The sequence below is a fragment of the Photorhabdus sp. S10-54 genome, from assembly GCF_963878145.1.
GTDB classification, from domain to species: domain Bacteria; phylum Pseudomonadota; class Gammaproteobacteria; order Enterobacterales; family Enterobacteriaceae; genus Photorhabdus; species Photorhabdus kayaii.
This window is the reverse complement of the sequence record NZ_CAWNXG010000024.1, coordinates 38735-55419: the sequence shown is the minus strand read 5'-3', so window position 1 is coordinate 55419 and position 16685 is coordinate 38735. Positions and strand designations below refer to the sequence as shown.

At 41.0% G+C, this 16685-nt stretch carries 16 protein-coding genes and 1 pseudogene; 9 read left to right on the top strand and 8 right to left on the bottom strand.

Annotated features, from left to right (window positions below; genetic code table 11):
- Window positions 1-119: 119 nt before the first annotated feature.
- Complete coding sequence (locus tag AACQ83_RS14035; protein ID WP_112878258.1) at window positions 120-1220, top strand: glycerol dehydrogenase; 1101 nt, start codon at window positions 120-122, stop codon at window positions 1218-1220.
- A gap of 198 nt (window positions 1221-1418) precedes the next feature.
- Here AACQ83_RS14035 and AACQ83_RS14030 read toward each other — a convergent pair whose 3' ends face one another.
- From AACQ83_RS14030 to AACQ83_RS14020, 3 genes are all read right to left on the bottom strand, one after another.
- Entirely contained in the window at window positions 1419-1919 is a 501-nt protein-coding gene (locus tag AACQ83_RS14030; protein WP_240000802.1) for a tetratricopeptide repeat protein, read from the bottom strand.
- A 76-nt stretch (window positions 1920-1995) separates the two neighbouring features.
- Window positions 1996-3123 carry a hypothetical protein gene (locus AACQ83_RS14025; RefSeq protein ID WP_240000801.1) on the bottom strand — a complete coding sequence of 376 codons (1128 nt, stop codon included), beginning with the start codon at window positions 3121-3123 and terminating at the stop codon, window positions 1996-1998.
- Between the two features lie 450 nt (window positions 3124-3573).
- Window positions 3574-4005 (bottom strand): DUF29 domain-containing protein, encoded by a 432-nt coding sequence (locus tag AACQ83_RS14020; protein WP_112878255.1) that lies wholly within the window; start codon window positions 4003-4005, stop codon window positions 3574-3576.
- Window positions 4006-4510: 505 nt separating this feature from the next.
- Between AACQ83_RS14020 and glpT the strand changes: the two genes are divergently transcribed.
- A complete protein-coding gene (gene glpT / locus AACQ83_RS14015) occupies window positions 4511-5863 on the top strand; it encodes a glycerol-3-phosphate transporter (protein WP_112878254.1) in 1353 nt (450 codons plus the stop codon).
- A 179-nt stretch (window positions 5864-6042) separates the two neighbouring features.
- Window positions 6043-7119: a glycerophosphodiester phosphodiesterase gene (glpQ, locus tag AACQ83_RS14010; protein ID WP_112878253.1), complete on the top strand. Its 1077-nt coding sequence runs from the start codon at window positions 6043-6045 to the stop codon at window positions 7117-7119.
- A gap of 43 nt (window positions 7120-7162) precedes the next feature.
- On the opposite strand, the gene epmA is transcribed toward glpQ, so the two are convergent.
- Window positions 7163-8140: an elongation factor P--(R)-beta-lysine ligase gene (gene epmA, locus AACQ83_RS14005; protein WP_112878252.1), complete on the bottom strand. Its 978-nt coding sequence runs from the start codon at window positions 8138-8140 to the stop codon at window positions 7163-7165.
- 139 nt (window positions 8141-8279) lie between these two features.
- Complete coding sequence (locus tag AACQ83_RS14000) at window positions 8280-8561, bottom strand: fascin domain-containing protein (RefSeq protein ID WP_192881032.1); 282 nt, start codon at window positions 8559-8561, stop codon at window positions 8280-8282.
- A gap of 701 nt (window positions 8562-9262) precedes the next feature.
- Between AACQ83_RS14000 and frdA the strand changes: the two genes are divergently transcribed.
- The 5 genes and pseudogenes from frdA to AACQ83_RS13975 form a co-directional block, all read left to right on the top strand.
- Window positions 9263-11059, top strand: a complete 1797-nt coding sequence (gene frdA, locus AACQ83_RS13995) for a fumarate reductase (quinol) flavoprotein subunit (RefSeq protein WP_112878251.1) — start codon at window positions 9263-9265, stop codon at window positions 11057-11059.
- Complete coding sequence (locus AACQ83_RS13990) at window positions 11052-11786, top strand: succinate dehydrogenase/fumarate reductase iron-sulfur subunit (RefSeq protein ID WP_112878250.1); 735 nt, start codon at window positions 11052-11054, stop codon at window positions 11784-11786. The genes frdA and AACQ83_RS13990 overlap by 8 nt, the downstream gene beginning before the upstream one ends.
- A 16-nt stretch (window positions 11787-11802) precedes the next feature.
- Window positions 11803-12195 carry a fumarate reductase subunit FrdC gene (frdC, locus tag AACQ83_RS13985; RefSeq protein WP_112878249.1) on the top strand — a complete coding sequence of 131 codons (393 nt, stop codon included), beginning with the start codon at window positions 11803-11805 and terminating at the stop codon, window positions 12193-12195.
- A 16-nt stretch (window positions 12196-12211) separates the two neighbouring features.
- Entirely contained in the window at window positions 12212-12565 is a 354-nt protein-coding gene (frdD, locus tag AACQ83_RS13980) for a fumarate reductase subunit FrdD (protein ID WP_112878248.1), read from the top strand.
- A 184-nt stretch (window positions 12566-12749) separates the two neighbouring features.
- Window positions 12750-13622: pseudogene (locus AACQ83_RS13975) on the top strand (Rpn family recombination-promoting nuclease/putative transposase); the annotation flags it as partial.
- 155 nt (window positions 13623-13777) lie between these two features.
- Here the strand turns inward: AACQ83_RS13975 and sugE are convergent.
- Both sugE and efp read right to left on the bottom strand, forming a co-directional pair.
- Window positions 13778-14092 carry a quaternary ammonium compound efflux SMR transporter SugE gene (gene sugE / locus AACQ83_RS13970; protein WP_112878247.1) on the bottom strand — a complete coding sequence of 105 codons (315 nt, stop codon included), beginning with the start codon at window positions 14090-14092 and terminating at the stop codon, window positions 13778-13780.
- Between the two features lie 235 nt (window positions 14093-14327).
- Window positions 14328-14894 (bottom strand): elongation factor P, encoded by a 567-nt coding sequence (gene efp, locus AACQ83_RS13965; protein ID WP_036776062.1) that lies wholly within the window; start codon window positions 14892-14894, stop codon window positions 14328-14330.
- Between the two features lie 37 nt (window positions 14895-14931).
- On the opposite strand from efp, the gene epmB reads away from it, so the two are divergent.
- Window positions 14932-15960, top strand: a complete 1029-nt coding sequence (gene epmB, locus AACQ83_RS13960; protein ID WP_112878246.1) for an EF-P beta-lysylation protein EpmB — start codon at window positions 14932-14934, stop codon at window positions 15958-15960.
- Window positions 15961-16018: 58 nt separating this feature from the next.
- Here the strand turns inward: epmB and AACQ83_RS13955 are convergent, their stop codons facing one another.
- Entirely contained in the window at window positions 16019-16363 is a 345-nt protein-coding gene (locus AACQ83_RS13955) for a DUF4156 domain-containing protein (RefSeq protein WP_158537780.1), read from the bottom strand.
- Window positions 16364-16685 lie beyond the last annotated feature (322 nt).

Here is a 16685-nt window from a genome sequence, read left to right as displayed (position 1 = left end):
GTAATTTAAGTACTTTTTTCATCCGAAAATAGTTTACCAGTCTGTCACATTTTGCTCCCTGTTTGTTAAAAAATTTATGCAGCAAACAGATACTGAGTTTCCACAAAAGGAATATTCTTATGCTGAAAATTATTCAATCCCCATCCAAATATATTCAAGGACCTGATGCTCTGCTCCATATTGGTAAATACACAAAAACCATCGCCGATCACGTTTTAGTTATCATCGGTAATTCAGCGATGAAATTAGTGGGAGATACCGTTCATAACAGTCTGGAACAGTATGAAATCACCCGCCATTTTGAAGTGTTTGGCGGCGAATGTAGTCGGAATGAGATTAGACGCCTGTCTGACATTCTTAAAAAACATGAATGCCAAGCCGTTATTGGTATCGGTGGTGGCAAAGTACAAGATACAGCAAAAGCAGTCGCTTACGAATCCAGATTACCTGTTCTGATTGCTCCCACTATCGCTTCCACTAATGCGCCAACCAGTGCTCTCTCTGTTATTTACAGCGATGATGGCAAATATGAAGACTATCTGTTTCTCCCAACAAACCCAGACATTGTCCTAATCGATACCAGCATTATCGCTAAAGCCCCAACCCGTTTTCTGATTGCCGGAATTGGCGATGCGCTGGCAACTTACTTCGAAACCCGCATTTGTGGAGCCGGCCATAAACCTCGAATGACAGATGGCGGGATATCCCGTACCGCAATAGCCCTCGCTCATCTCTGTTACGAAACTTTGTTAGAAGAAGGCTATAAAGCAAAATTGGCTGTTGAAACAGACGTCAGTACACCTGCGGTGGAAAATGTCATCGAAGCTATTACTTACTTAAGCGGCCTGGGCTTTGAAAATACGGGGGTAGCCGCCGCTCATTCCGTACACAATGGCTTTACCGTATTGGAAGAATGCCACCACATGTACCACGGCGAAAAAGTCGCCTTCGGGGTATTAGTTCAACTAATACTGGAAAATAGCCCAAATGAAGAATTAGATACTTTCCTTGATTTCTGTGTACAGATGGGACTACCGGTTACTCTGGATCAACTTGGAGTAAAAGATGGTGAAAAACTGAAAGAAAAAGTGATGGCAGTGGCGAAAGCGAGTTGTGCCGAGGATGAAACCATTCACAACATGCCTTTTGAAGTGACACCTGAAAAAGTGTACGCCGCTATTATGGCTGCTGACCGGATGGGACGCGACTGGCTGTATTAAGTTTGACAAGAGCGGGCAAATTGTCCGCTCAACTTGTTGACAAAGCACTGATTTTTTATCCAATCATTTGTTTTAATTTAATGAAGTCTCGTTCATCAAACAGAACCTGCCGCCATATTAAGAACTACGCCCCCCCAAATTTTTCTTCCTGGAAAGATCTCACTTAGTACTAGCAGGTTAACTCAAAATATAAATTTACTATTCTGATTTTTTCAATTTAATAACATCACTCCAATTATTAATAAGAAATGTGCATTCATGACACCCAATTTGGCTTCCTTTATTAAAATACTCTTTTGCCTTATTAAAATCTCGATTTACACCGATCCCATTTAAATAATTCGTTCCAATCGTGCGATAGCCTTCAAAATATCCACTTTTTCCAGCCAATTCGAAAAGTGCTCTCGCATCTGAGTATTTATTTTCATCTTCCAAAATAAACCCCAAATTAACCATAGATCTTAATTTATATTTATCATTTCTTGATATAGATAACTTATATCTTTCACTGGCTTCTTGACGATAACCTTCTGTTTGTTGTATTACAGCGAGCATCCAGTTTGCATCTACATTCCCATTATTTGCCCTCTTTATTAACTCGTAATATTCATTTTCATTTTTAGGCATTGGAATAGAAAATTCTGATAAAAAATCATCTGAATGATTGAAAACAATCGATGGGGTATCTTGTATGTTCATATCTGAACTCTGAGCAATAAAAGAAAAAAAGAACACTGAATAGAGAAAATATTTCTTATTTTTTACAAAAAATCACTCATAAAATAATCTCGCTAAAAGTATCATTTACCCCTATTATGTCAATATTTGAATTTAGTGACGCCATCTGCATGTTTTGATCCACAGTAAAAAACACATCCACTATCTTAGTCGTATTCCCATTATTCCAGAGCACTGAGCTTTCCAATCCATGAATGTTACCATTGATATCCTTAAATCCATTTTCTTTATATGTAAGATTTATAGCAGAGATTCCTGACTCACTTAATTTATACAACTCTCCGTCATCAGTTATACCATCTTTATTGGCATCAATCCATAACTCTAATGAATTCCATAGACTATCATTTTGATCAAAAATACCATCACAATTATCGTCAAGATCTGCTAATGCGACAAACCCATTTTCTGATTTGTTTCCATTTTTTAATATAAAATTATTCCCGAACAACTCATTTCCATTATTTATTTTTCCATCTCCATTTTTATCCCATACCAGAAATGCATTATTGGCTTCTATCCATCCTGAACTTTCAACAATACCATCATTATCATGATCAAAATATATAGAACCATTTTCCGCGATGGTAATAATACCATCGCCAGTTAAATCAATAATAAGTGGTGTTTCTGTATTTTTCTGATCTTCAACAACTTCTTCAAGATTATCTAATACGGCATTTGGACTCATTCCTCGTAATTCCTGAATGAAATCTATACCATTCTTATCATTATCATAATGTGAAACTCGAAGAATTGAATTTACAAAATCTATACAGTTATTGGTAAGGAGATTGTAATTCGGTTTAAAATCATAGAAATTTCCATTTTTTAAGTCAGAGATGTAACTTTTCATATTATTAACCACACTCTCTGAATATATTGGATATGTAACACTGGAAATTTTTGATTTATCGTATGCTATTGAGTCTCTAAAAGAGATGTTCTCAACTCCTCCTACTTGCTTATTATCACCTAAGCATCCGATTGATTCACCCTGAAATTCAACCCATACATGTCCAAAAGTAGATTTACTAACGTCTCCTGTCGCATTAGTATATTTAGTACCTGAAGGTGCTATTTTTACTGTTATTGTTTCTACATGCATTTCTTTAAAATTTTCGTTAAAAATTTTATCAACTAACCCATAGTCTTTACTTGGCATAGTTATTTCCTTATTGAAAATTTCCATGATTTTCTTTGACAAATTAAAGGAAATACAATTTACTGCAAATAGAAATAATTATCAATATCACTACTGAAATTTTATAAATCTATATCAAAAAATCAAATTAATAGTTTACTAATATTTTATCTTATTATTACTTCATTATTATATTCTTCGATAAGAAATTAGAACTGTTGGCATTTTGCATCGCTATTTTGGATCCTACCGTTGTCTTGAATATAGCCACAGCGATGACAATGAATTTTTCTATAATCATTAATACTACAAAGGTCATGAAAATTAAAAAGGATAATCTTGGCTAACCCAATGAATATCCACCGAAAAGCAAATAATTTCTGTTAATACTGCTTGCAGTGAAGTGAAAATCGATCAACCGAGAAAACGCACTGTTCAAAATCAGTGCGTTAGGAAACAAATTTATCGAGCCTATTCAGGCCAAAAATTTTCATCCATTATTTGCTCAAATATCCAAGGACAAGTTTCAGGAAATACACTACGCCTAATATTAGTTTCCCTCTCTGCTGCAATAATGGCATCACCATAAGCATCAGAGGAAATTTCGCTAAGTTCTGACTTTAAGCTGGGATTTTTTTTAAGACGACGGGCTATTTTTCTTCTCTGTTCTTCAATCGTAAGCTCCCAGCTCCGACCTTGCCGTTCAGATTGGAATTGCCATTTTAGGAGATGAAGAAACAGTACCTCAAGACGAGATTCCAGCTCGTTTCTTTGGCTATTTCCCATACTTTCTATTTCCTCCGAAAGGTTTTCCCTGTCCAATTGATTCAGATTGCCGGAACGAAGCAAACCTGCCTGCTCCTGCGTCCAACCATAAAAATCGCTGTCATAACGTGTCGTCATGGGTCCTCCACTGGGTATATCAGCTATACAACTGTATAAATTATGAGTCTGGCAGATTATTGGCATACCGTCAAAACAGTATGTTTATCATCAAAATCGATTAGCAGCCCATTCACCATAAATTGAGAAGATCCCTTCGTTTAGTAAGGATACATATAAAATAACAAATAGAAGATGTATGAAAACTGTGGTTTTTGTTTGATAAAGAACAAAAACGAACCAAAAACGCTCACCAACAATTAAGTAAAGCTCGTTATTGTGACAATAGTCACAATTTCATTGGTAAAGCACATTTCAAAAAGTTAACAAATCACTCAGAATTACCGCTAGGGCAAAACAACTTTAACAACTGAGTGTTGTTTCACAGACGAGGTTGAGTGATTTCGACTATCATAATTTTCGTTATGGAAAATAACCACTTACAAAACCTTTCATTTTCCCATCCGGTGGCATTAGTCAACCGGCAAGCTGTTTATAAAACCAAAAATGCCATCGGAGGCAAAATATGTTAAGTATTTTCAAGCCGGCACCTCATAGGTCCCGACTGTCAACAGAACAGATAGATCCAGTCTATCGTCGCTTACGTTGGCAAATTTTTATGGGGATCTTCTTTGGTTACGCGGCTTACTATCTGGTAAGGAAAAACTTTGCACTTGCAATGCCTTATCTGGTTGAGCAAGGTTTTTCCAAAGGTGAGCTCGGTTTCGCACTATCAGGGATCTCTATCGCATACGGCATCTCCAAATTCATCATGGGCTCCGTATCCGACCGTTCTAACCCACGATTCTTCTTACCTGCGGGTCTGATCCTCGCGGCTGTTGTTATGCTGTTTATGGGTTTCGTACCTTGGGCAACTTCCAGTATTACCATTATGTTTGTACTACTGTTCCTGTGCGGCTGGTTTCAAGGCATGGGTTGGCCTCCTTGTGGTCGTACTATGGTGCACTGGTGGTCACAGAAAGAACGTGGCGGTATCGTTTCTATCTGGAACTGCTCACATAATGTTGGCGGCGGCTTACCACCATTGCTATTCCTGTTAGGTATGGCGTGGTTCAATGACTGGAAAGCCGCACTTTATATGCCAGCTTTCGCCGCGATTCTCGTTGCATTGATTGCGTTCGCGCTGATGCGTGATACACCACAATCTTGTGGCTTGCCACCAATCGAAGAGTACAAAAACGACTATCCTTCTGATTACACAGAGAAAGATGAAAAAGAGTTAACAGCTAAACAGATTTTCATGCTGTACGTGTTACCTAACAAACTGCTGTGGATGGTTGCTATGGCTAACGTATTTGTTTATCTGCTACGTTACGGTGTTCTTGACTGGTCGCCAACCTATCTACGTGAAGCCAAGCATTTCGCACTGGATAAATCTTCATGGGCTTATTTCCTGTACGAATATGCCGGTATCCCAGGCACGCTACTCTGTGGTTGGATGTCAGACAAAGTATTTAAAGGCAACCGTGGTGCAACTGGGGTGTTCTTTATGACACTGGTTACTATCGCCACTATCGTATTCTGGTTGAACCCACCAGGTAATCCTACTGTAGATATGGCTTGCATGTTGATTATTGGCTTCCTTATCTACGGCCCAGTGATGCTGACGGGTCTACATGCCCTTGAGCTGGCGCCAAAAAAAGCCGCCGGTACAGCCGCTGGCTTCACCGGCTTATTTGGTTACTTAGGTGGCTCTGTTGCTGCAAGTGCTATCATCGGCTATACCGTTGAGTTTTTCGGTTGGGATAGCGGCTTTATGGTGATGATTGGTGGTAGTATCTTGTCCGTTATTCTATTGCTAATCGTCACGATTACCGAAAAAAAACATAAACAGGAAATAGCCCAACAATATGGCTAACCTCTGTCATTAAACTGTGATATATCGCTGATAATATTAATTAAGCCGCAGCATTATATATGCTGCGGCTTTTTTCAACCTCTAAACTAAGAGATTATGTCAGTGAGTATTATTAACACAGACAAACACACAGTTTAATGAGATAGATTTCATCTCATTGCTAAAACGGAGAAACACACATGCAAACTCCAATCAAAACAATAATAACAGGTATTATTTTAGCCTCATCGATGTCAGGCATCACACAAGCGGCAGATAAGATTGTTATCGCCCATCGAGGCGCAAGTGGATATCTGCCTGAACACACTCTACCAGCCAAAGCAATGGCTTATGCCGAAGGTGCTGATTATCTGGAACAAGATCTGGTCATGACTAAAGATGATGAACTGATAGTCTTACATGACCACTACCTTGATCGTGTCACTGACGTTGCCAATAAATTCCCTAGCCGTGCTCGCCAAGATGGACGCTACTATGCCATTGACTTTACCTTGTCCGAAATCAAGTCACTAAAATTCACGGAAAGCTTCGATATTAAAAATAATCAACAGATACAAAGCTACACCAATCGTTTCCCGATGTGGAAATCTGATTTCCGAATCCACACTTTTCAGGAAGAGATTGAATTTGTTCAAGGATTAAACAAATCTACCGGCAAAAACATCGGTATTTATCCTGAAATCAAAGCACCGTGGTTCCACCAACAAGAGGGAAAAGATATTTCTACTAAGGTACTAGCCGTGTTAAAAGCGTATGGTTACACCAAGAAAAGCGACAAAATTTATCTGCAATGTTTTGATACCAACGAACTCAAACGCATCAAAAACGAATTGGAACCTAAGTTAGGCATGGATCTGAAACTGATTCAACTTATCGCCTACACCGATTGGAATGAAACTTATGAAAAACAATCAGACGGCAAATGGACAAATTACAGCTATGACTGGATGTTCAAACCAGGTGCGATGAGAGAAGTGGCACAATACGCTGATGGCATCGGCCCTGATTATCATATGATTGTAGCGGAGTATTCCACACCAACCAATATTAAGCTAACTAGTCTGGTAAAAGAGGCTCACACCAACAATCTGGAAGTCCATCCATACACGATTCGAGTTGATCAACTGCCTAAATACGCCACCAGCGGCGATCAACTTTTCGATATCATGTATAACCAAGCGGGTGTAGACGGTGTATTCACCGATTTTCCTGACTTAGGTGTGAAATTCCTGCAAAAACAGTATCAATATAAATAAGATGCAAACAGGGCGCCTCAACCAGCGCCCTGTCACTTAATAATTACGCCTTACTTATCGAAAAGGCCATAACATCACTGAGCTTTTCAGCCCCCAAAGCCAACATCACCAAACGATCGACACCAATCGCCACACCTGCACACTCAGGCATTCCTTGTTTCAGGGCGCCAATCAGGTTTTCATCAATTGGTCGAACAGGTAAACCCAACGCTGCACGTTTACGGTTATCCCGTTCAAAACGCTGGCACTGCTCATTGCCATCAGTCAGCTCACGGAAGCCATTTGCCAATTCAACGCCTTTAAAATAGACTTCAAAACGCTCTGCAACTCGATGATCTTCTTTGCTAATTTCCGCCAAAGAAGCCTGAGAAGCCGGAAAATGGTAGATAAAAGTTGGTTTTTCAGTACCAATGTGCGGTTCAACACCAACAGCAAACAAAAGTTGTAATAAAGTATCCCGATCCTCTTCTATATCAGCAATATTACTCAGATCCAGCTTGGCGGCGATTTCACGCAGCTTTTCTTTCTCTGCTGATAGCGGATCAATACCCAGATAACGCAGGAAAGCTTGTTGATAAGAGAGTGATTCTGCACTTTCACAGTCAAGGATTTGTTGAAGTAAATCATCAACTTCATTCATCAAACGATACATATCATAGTGAGGCCGATACCATTCCAGCATGGTAAATTCAGGATTATGATAACGACCCGCCTCTTCATTACGGAAACAGCGACCGAGCTGATAAATAGGGCCACTTCCTGCTGCCAGTAAGCGTTTCATGTGATATTCCGGACTTGTCATCAGATAAAGAGTCATACCATCTGCGGCGCCTGGACCAACAAACTCCGTCTGAAAAGAAAACAATTGGATATCAGTCACTGTAAACTGACCTATCGCAGGTGTTTCAACTTCCAATACCCCACGATCTGCGAAAAAGCGCCGTATTCCTGCTAAAATAGTCGCTCGTTTCAACAAGTTGGCGATAGGTGCGCTTGGCTGCCAGTTTGCTGTTTCGCTCATGTAAATGACTCCAAAATAAAACAAAACGTGCAGTCTACCTGCATCACACATATCAGACAAATTATTACCGCCTGATCATCCCGGAACAACTTAGTTTGTCTTGTATCACAACAAAGCCAATACCAGACAAAATCACTATTTACTCTAACAGAGTTATCAATCTAAAGTGGCAAAATCCGTCCATATTGGTTTTATCAGGCTTAATATAATTAATACCTTTTATACTAAGCCTAGTCAGATATTTTCCATTATCTGCCTTTAGCGCTATCACATTATCGTCGACATCTTCTACAGTAAACGTAGAAGAAGTATCAACATCCAATGTTGCCGCTTCAATATAATTACCACCAGGCCGAGCAACCCGACTCAAATAAAGTCCATTATCTGCCATCAATGCGATAGTATGCTCTGATAATGCCATCATACCCTCCGTTTAAATATAATTAATTATAGAATACCATTTAATCCTCATATCGACTCTCTATGCCCATAGAAATAAAACTCCCTTGTTGAATATATACTACTACCGTTAAACAATAAAACGTATTATCACTTTATTATGGATGACATTACCAATTATCACTTATAATTATTAAATGACCAGAAGCAATTATCATATTTAGATTAAAAGTAAGATATTATAAAGAAACTGAAAAATAATTTAAGATGATAATTATAATATGACCAGTATAAAATTATTAACTGCAACATTACCAAAGTAAAATAAAACTTTTAAATCTCGTTGCATTTAAATAATTTCTAATATCGACAAAAAAATACCAAGCAAGCCAAATTCATATTGTATGGCCTTGATAATCAGCTCCACAAGTGATTCCCCTCTAGGTAATAACTCTGTCGGTCAATGATAAATTAAAGTCACTAATTCCTGTCTTAGATCAAGTTTTAGTGTTCAAATCCGACAAAATACCCTTTCATATCAAATTTATCTCACTTAGAACCCGTTATACTTAATTCAATACAAACAGTAATAAACAGCTTCCCTTGATCGTTAAAACACCGGATTTTACCTACAGAATGTTGCATATGAAAAATAACAACATTTAGGAAAGTTACGACGATTTTGCTTACTAATTAATTTCACTTAAACAATGGAGAAGCACAGTGCAAATCTTTAATGCCGATCTCGCGATTATCGGAGCCGGAGGCGCAGGCCTACGAGCCGCAATTGCCGCCGCTGAGGCTAATCCTCAGATGAAGATTGCTCTGATCTCAAAAGTTTACCCAATGCGTAGCCACACTGTGGCAGCGGAAGGTGGATCAGCAGCAGTCACCCAAGCTCACGACTCCTACGACTTCCATTTCAACGATACCGTATCCGGTGGTGACTGGTTATGCGAGCAAGATGTTGTTGAATATTTCGTCGAACATTGCCCGACAGAAATGATCCAACTAGAACAGTGGGGTTGTCCGTGGAGCCGTAAAGAAGATGGTTCCGTCAACGTGCGTCGTTTTGGTGGTATGAAGATAGAGCGCACCTGGTTCGCTGCGGATAAAACTGGCTTCCACATGTTACATACGCTATTCCAAACCTCCCTTAAGTATCCTCAAATTCAACGCTTTGATGAGCATTTTGTCCTCGATATTCTGGTAGATGAAGGGCAAGTGCGTGGCCTAATTGCGCTGAATATGATGGAAGGTACCAAAATTCAGATCAGGGCTAATGCCGTTATTATGGCAACCGGTGGCGCAGGCCGTGTATACCGTTACAATACCAACGGCGGTATCGTGACCGGTGATGGCATGGGTATAGCATTCCGTCACGGAGTACCACTGCGTGATATGGAATTTGTTCAGTACCATCCAACCGGCCTGCCGGGTTCCGGTATCCTAATGACAGAAGGTTGTCGTGGTGAAGGCGGAATTCTGGTCAACAAAGATGGCTACCGCTATTTACAAGATTATGGCCTCGGTCCCGAAACGCCATTAGGCAAACCTGAAAACAAATATATGGAACTGGGTCCCCGTGACAAAGTTTCTCAGGCTTTTTGGCATGAATGGCGGGCCGGTCGTACTATTTCAACTCCACGTGGCAATGTGGTTTATCTGGATCTACGCCATTTGGGGGAGAAAAAATTACTTGAACGCCTCCCCTTCATCTGTGAACTGGCAAAAGCGTATGTCGGCGTTGATCCAGTTAAAGAGCCCATTCCAGTCCGACCTACGGCACATTACACGATGGGCGGTATCGAAACTGACCAGAAATGTGAAACCCGCATTAAAGGGCTATTCGCTGTCGGTGAATGTTCTTCTGTCGGCCTGCATGGCGCAAACCGCCTTGGTTCCAATTCTCTGGCTGAATTGGTGGTCTTTGGCCGTCTGGCTAGTGAAGAAGCAGTAAAACATGTTCAACAAACCAAACCCGTTAATGACCGCACATTGGATGCCCAGGCACGTGATGTAGTCGCACGTTTGAACAACTTACTAAAACAGAAAGGGACGGAAAGTTGGTCAAAGATCCGTGATGAAATGGGGATCTCGATGGAAGAAGGCTGCGGTATCTATCGCACCCCTGAACTCATGTTAAAAACGATCGATAAGATTGCTGAACTAAAAGATCGCTTCAAACGGGTGAAAATCACCGATAACACCAATGTGTTCAACACGGATCTACTGTACACCATTGAGCTTGGCTTTGGCTTGGATGTGGCTGAATGTATGATTCACTCTGCGATAAACCGTAAAGAATCCCGTGGCGCTCATCAACGTTTGGATGAAGGTTGTACCGAACGTGATGATGAAAACTTCCTAAAACATACGCTCGCTTTCTATAACCCTGAGAGTGTTCCTCACCTAGAATACAGTGATGTGAAAATCACCAAATCCATACCCGCAAAACGTGTATATGGCGGTGAAGCCGCGGCACAAGAGAAAAAGTATAAGGAGCAGGAGAATGGTTGATATGAACACCCTGAGAATGGAGGTCATGCGCTATAATCCAGAAAGTGACCATAAACCCCATTTTATCACCTATGAAATTCCTTATGATGAGCAGACTTCTCTACTTGATGCCCTAGGTTACATTAAAGACAATCTCGCTCCCGATCTCTCTTACCGCTGGTCTTGCCGTATGGCTATCTGTGGCTCTTGCGGCATGATGGTTAACCGTGTGCCGAAACTGGCCTGTAAAACCTTCCTGCGTGATTATCCTCAAGGAATGAAAGTTGAAGCGCTGGCTAACTTTCCTATTGAACGTGACCTAGTAGTCGATATGACCCACTTCATTGAAAGCCTGGAAGCCATCAAACCATACATCATTGGGAATGACCGTAGACCTTCTGAAGGCCCAAATATTCAAACTCCAGCACAGATGGCAAAATATCATCAATTTTCCGGCTGTATCAACTGTGGCTTATGTTATGCCGCTTGCCCTCAGTTTGGTCTGAACCCTGAATTTATCGGCCCGGCTGCGATCACGCTAGCTCACCGTTACAACCTCGACAACCGCGACCACGGTAAGAAAAAGCGTATGCCTCAACTTAACAGCCAGAATGGGGTATGGAGCTGTACATTCGTTGGTTACTGTTCTGAGGTTTGTCCGAAACATGTCGATCCAGCCGCAGCTATCCAACAAGGCAAGATCGAAAGCGCGAAAGATTTCATGATCGCCATGCTAAAACCACAATAAGGGGAGGAAGAAAGTAATGACGACTAAACGTAAACCTTATATCCGCAGCATGGCTCCCAACTGGTGGCAGAAACTGGGCTTTTACCGCTTCTATATCCTGCGTGAAAGTACCGCAGTGACGACTATGTGGTTCAGTATCTTGCTGATATACGGCCTATTCGCTCTAAAAGGCGGCGCACAAAACTGGGATGCATTTGTCACATTCCTGAAAAACCCCGTCATCCTGCTGATTAATATCATCACTCTGCTAGGTGCTCTGCTGCATACTAAAACCTGGTTTGAGCTAGCGCCTAAGGCAGCTAACGTCGTGATAAAAGGTGAAAAGATAGGAGCAGGGCCAGTAATCAAACTACTATGGTCCGTCACTATTATCGTCACCACGATTATCTTAGGTATAGCCTTACTTTAACCTCAAGGAGGATCTAATGAATCAAATACCTAAACGTTCCGATGAACCGATTTTTTGGGGATTATTTGGTGCCGGTGGTATGTGGGGCGCAATTGTGGCTCCAGCCATTATTTTACTAGTAGCCATCCTTTTACCATTGGGAGTAGCACCGGAAGCGTTAAGCTACACACGAATTCTGGCTTTCTGTCAGAGTTTTATTGGTCGTACTTTCCTATTACTGATGATCGTTCTACCAGTATGGTGCGGATCACACCGTATCCACCACGGTATGCATGACCTGAAAATTCATATCCCTGCAAGTAAATGGATTTTCTACGGCCTGGCCGCGATCCTGAGTGTTGTCGCAATTATCGGGGTTTTTACTCTGTAGTCGAATAGCAACGAGCTAAGGTTATAAATACTCTTTACCCTAATCGATGTTGTCGAAAACCTACCCTCACACGTTTTTATGCTGGAAAATATCTTTAAAGGCTGGTTTATCCGGCCTTTAACTTATTCAAGCTATCATCTGAGATATATGTATTTCTCCGAAACTTTCCTGCTTTTGATTCACGAAAGGGAAAAATACACCAACGCCACATGATGCCGTTTTTAAGCAGTTTTTAAGTCATGTTGAAACAGCCAAGGATTTTCTGGAGATACATTTGTCGGCGGCATTACAGGCAGTGTGTGATCTCGATACACTCCGGCTAGAACCTGGGTCGTTTATTGAAGAGGATTTGCGAGCATACTATTCCGATATCCTCTATTCCCTGAAAACGGTGCAAGGTGACGGTTATGTGTATTGTGTAATTGAACACCAAGTTCCCCAGACAAAATGATGGCGTTCCGGCTGATGCGTTACAGTATTTCAGCAATACAGCGGCATTTAGAGCAAGGACATAAGAAATTACCGCTGGTGATCCCAATATTGTTTTACCACGGGAAAACGCGGCCATATCCCTGGAGTACCAACTGGCTCGACTGCTTTGATACTCCGACGTTGGCAGCAGAAATCTACTCCAATGCATTCCCACTGGTGGACCTCACGGTTATCCCTGATGATGAAATACTGACGCACAAACGGGTAGCCCTGCTGGAGATGGTACAAAAACATATCCGACAGCGCGACATCGCGGAGCTATTGCCAGAACTGGTGATACTGCTGGCGTACGATTACTACACGGATGAGCAGTTAAAAAACGTGCTAAACTATCTGTTACAGGCAGGCGATACGGTTTATCCGGCAACTGGCAAAGCAGGTGCCGAAGTATGAGGAGGTACTAATGACCATTGCACAGAAATTAGAACAGAAAGGGCGTCTGGAAGGTGAAAAACTAGCGGCATTGAAAATTGCCCGTTCACTGCTGGATCTTGGCATCGATCGTGAAACAGTAATGAAAACTACCGGACTAAGTCAGAATGAACTGGAGCAAATACGTCACTAATTCACGCTACCAACCCTTTTTGATAACGTAAAGATCTACGCACAAATGCACGAAACGTGCAGAAGCACTACAAAAAGTCGGTATTTCTTGATAAAGAATATCTCATATAGAAGCTGCACTGCCAAAATATGAAACCTTTGGAGTGCAGTTCACTATTAACTGGACAATTTCAGACCGATAATACCGGCGATAATCAGAGCAAAGCTTAAAATCCTGGCAAAACTTGCAGATTCACCAAACACTATAATACCAAAAATAGCGGTACCCACTGCACCAATTCCAGTCCATACCGCATAAGCTGTACCTATTGGTAAGCCTTTCATTGCATAAGCAAGCAATCCCATACTGAGCGCCACAGCACCGGCTGTAATAAGGCTCGGTATCAACCGGGTGAAACCATAAGTATATTTCAGGCCAACCGCCCAGACGACTTCAAATAAACCAGCAATAACAAGAATAAACCAGGACATATCAACGCCCCATAATAGTGTTGTGGAGTCGTCTCCAGAAAACGGCAGTATATCCAGGTCGTCCCGGATAACCATTAGAAACAGTGATAAATTATAGTTGTGTAAAATGGCAATATCAATAACACAATATTGTGAGCTCAAAAGACATAAATAGCCATGCCCTCTGTATAATCACCAATAAAGAAAACCACAGCCTGCTTCCAGAACTGCGGCTTTTATTAAATACCGTCGGTAATTATTTTACGCGAGAAACGTATTCACCAGAACGGGTATCCACTTTAATCACTTCACCAATTTGAACGAACAGAGGTACTTTAACTACAGCACCTGTGCTCAAGGTTGCTGGTTTACCACCCGTACCTGCGGTATCACCTTTTAGACCTGGATCAGTATCAGTAATTTCTAATTCAACAAAGTTTGGTGGAGTCACAGAGATAGGCTGACCATTCCACAGCGTCAGGATACACTCAGCTTGTTCTACTAACCATTTCGCATTATCGCCAACTGCTTTTTCATCAGCCGCTAACTGTTCGAAGGTTTCGTTATTCATAAAGTGCCAAAACTCACCATCGTTATATAGGTAAGTCAGGTTCATATCCATCACGTCAGCAGATTCTACAGAGTCAGTAGATTTGAAGGTCTTTTCCAGCAGTTTACCGGAAATCAGCTTACGAATACGAACACGGGCAAACGCCTGACCTTTACCCGGCTTCACGAATTCACTTTCAAGAATAGCGCACGGCTCACCATCTAACATGATTTTAAGACCTGAACGGAATTCATTGGTACTATAAGTAGCCATGGAGATCCTCTTTTAAACAAAATGGCTTAGCCAAAAAATGGCGCACATTATAACCCCAAAGATCATCATCAGAGAAGACTGGTTGAAACAACTTACAGATGTTATTACCGATCCTGATGAATTATTACAATTATTATCTTTAGATAAACACCCGACCTTGACCAAGGGGAGCAGCGCACGTCGCCTGTTTCCACTACGGGTACCCAAGGCTTTTGTTGCGCGTATGCAAGTAAGCGATCCTAATGATCCGCTGTTACTTCAGGTCATAACGACACCCGAAGAATTCACGCTCACGCCTGGTTTTTCTACCGATCCTCTGGATGAACAGCGCAGTGCTGTCCCCGGTCTATTACATAAATACCGTAATCGCGCACTGTTGCTAGTTAAAGGAGGATGTGCGGTTAACTGTCGTTATTGCTTCCGACGTCATTTCCCATACGAAGATAACAAAGGTAATAAACGCAATTGGCAACAAGCGTTAGATTATATTCAGCAACATCCTGAACTTGATGAGATTATCTTCTCCGGCGGCGATCCTTTAATGGCAAAAGATCACGAACTTGACTGGTTAATCAGCAATCTGGAAAAGATTTCTCATATTAAACGACTGCGTATTCATACTCGTCTGCCTGTGGTTATTCCTGCCCGGATCACAACAACGCTTTGCGATCGACTGGCACAATCGAGATTACAGGTGATCATGGTGACACATATCAATCATGCTAATGAGATCGACCAATCCTTACGGAACAGCATGATGTTGCTGAAACAAGCAGGTATTACGTTACTAAATCAAAGTGTGCTGTTACGCGGTATCAATAATCATTCTGATATTCTGGCTGACCTGAGCAATGCTCTGTTCGATGTAGGTATCCTACCTTACTACATTCACGTGCTGGATAAAGTACAAGGAGCCGCTCATTTTATGGTCAGTGATGAAGAAGCCAAGGCGCTTATCCGGGAATTGCTGACAAAAATTTCAGGTTATTTAGTACCACGTCTCGCAAGGGAAATCGGCGGAGAACCGAGTAAGACACCTCTTGATTTGGGATTAAAACAAAACTAACAAAAAATTCATGCCCGGATACTTTCAGCCGGGCATATCATTCAAATTCCGAATACCATTACTGGCATTTATAAACTTGACCAATCATTTTACTGTCCAGTGGCGCAAAGCTCGATAACAGACTTTCACTCGGGCTGGTGACGCCATAAATCACATTTCCCCCCATGAGTGCGGCTTTATTACGTAAATCATTGGCTGCCCCACGCATTGAGCTGCTTTCATTACTTACACCAGTCATCCAATTGCTTTGAGTACCTGTTACTTCACCTAATAACTGGCACTCGCTGCCTGGCTTAGTATCAACAAATCGAACCTGTGAACCACCAGAAGTTAATTGGTTAGTAGTTGTACACCCTGCCAATAGTAACAATACTGAAGCACTGAGCAAAATTTTAATTCGCATGTTTTTCCTCACCCATTGTTGGAAATTCGACAATTAGTCATCAATATACCTTGTTGTACATCAGTATCGCAAAAAATAATTTATAAAGTCATCCTTCAGTAAAATGTTTAGGTCAAAAATATTTTATGCCAAGGTGAATGCAGTAAGAAAATAGAGGAAAATAATCGAATAAATAACATGAATAAGTTTGATAAATGCTTTATCTTCAAAAAACATCACTCATTAATCAATACATAAATTATCTATTAAAAAAGCCTTTTATCCATGATATTGACTACCAGATAGAACACTAAAAATATTATTATATGCAATACTAAAAGTC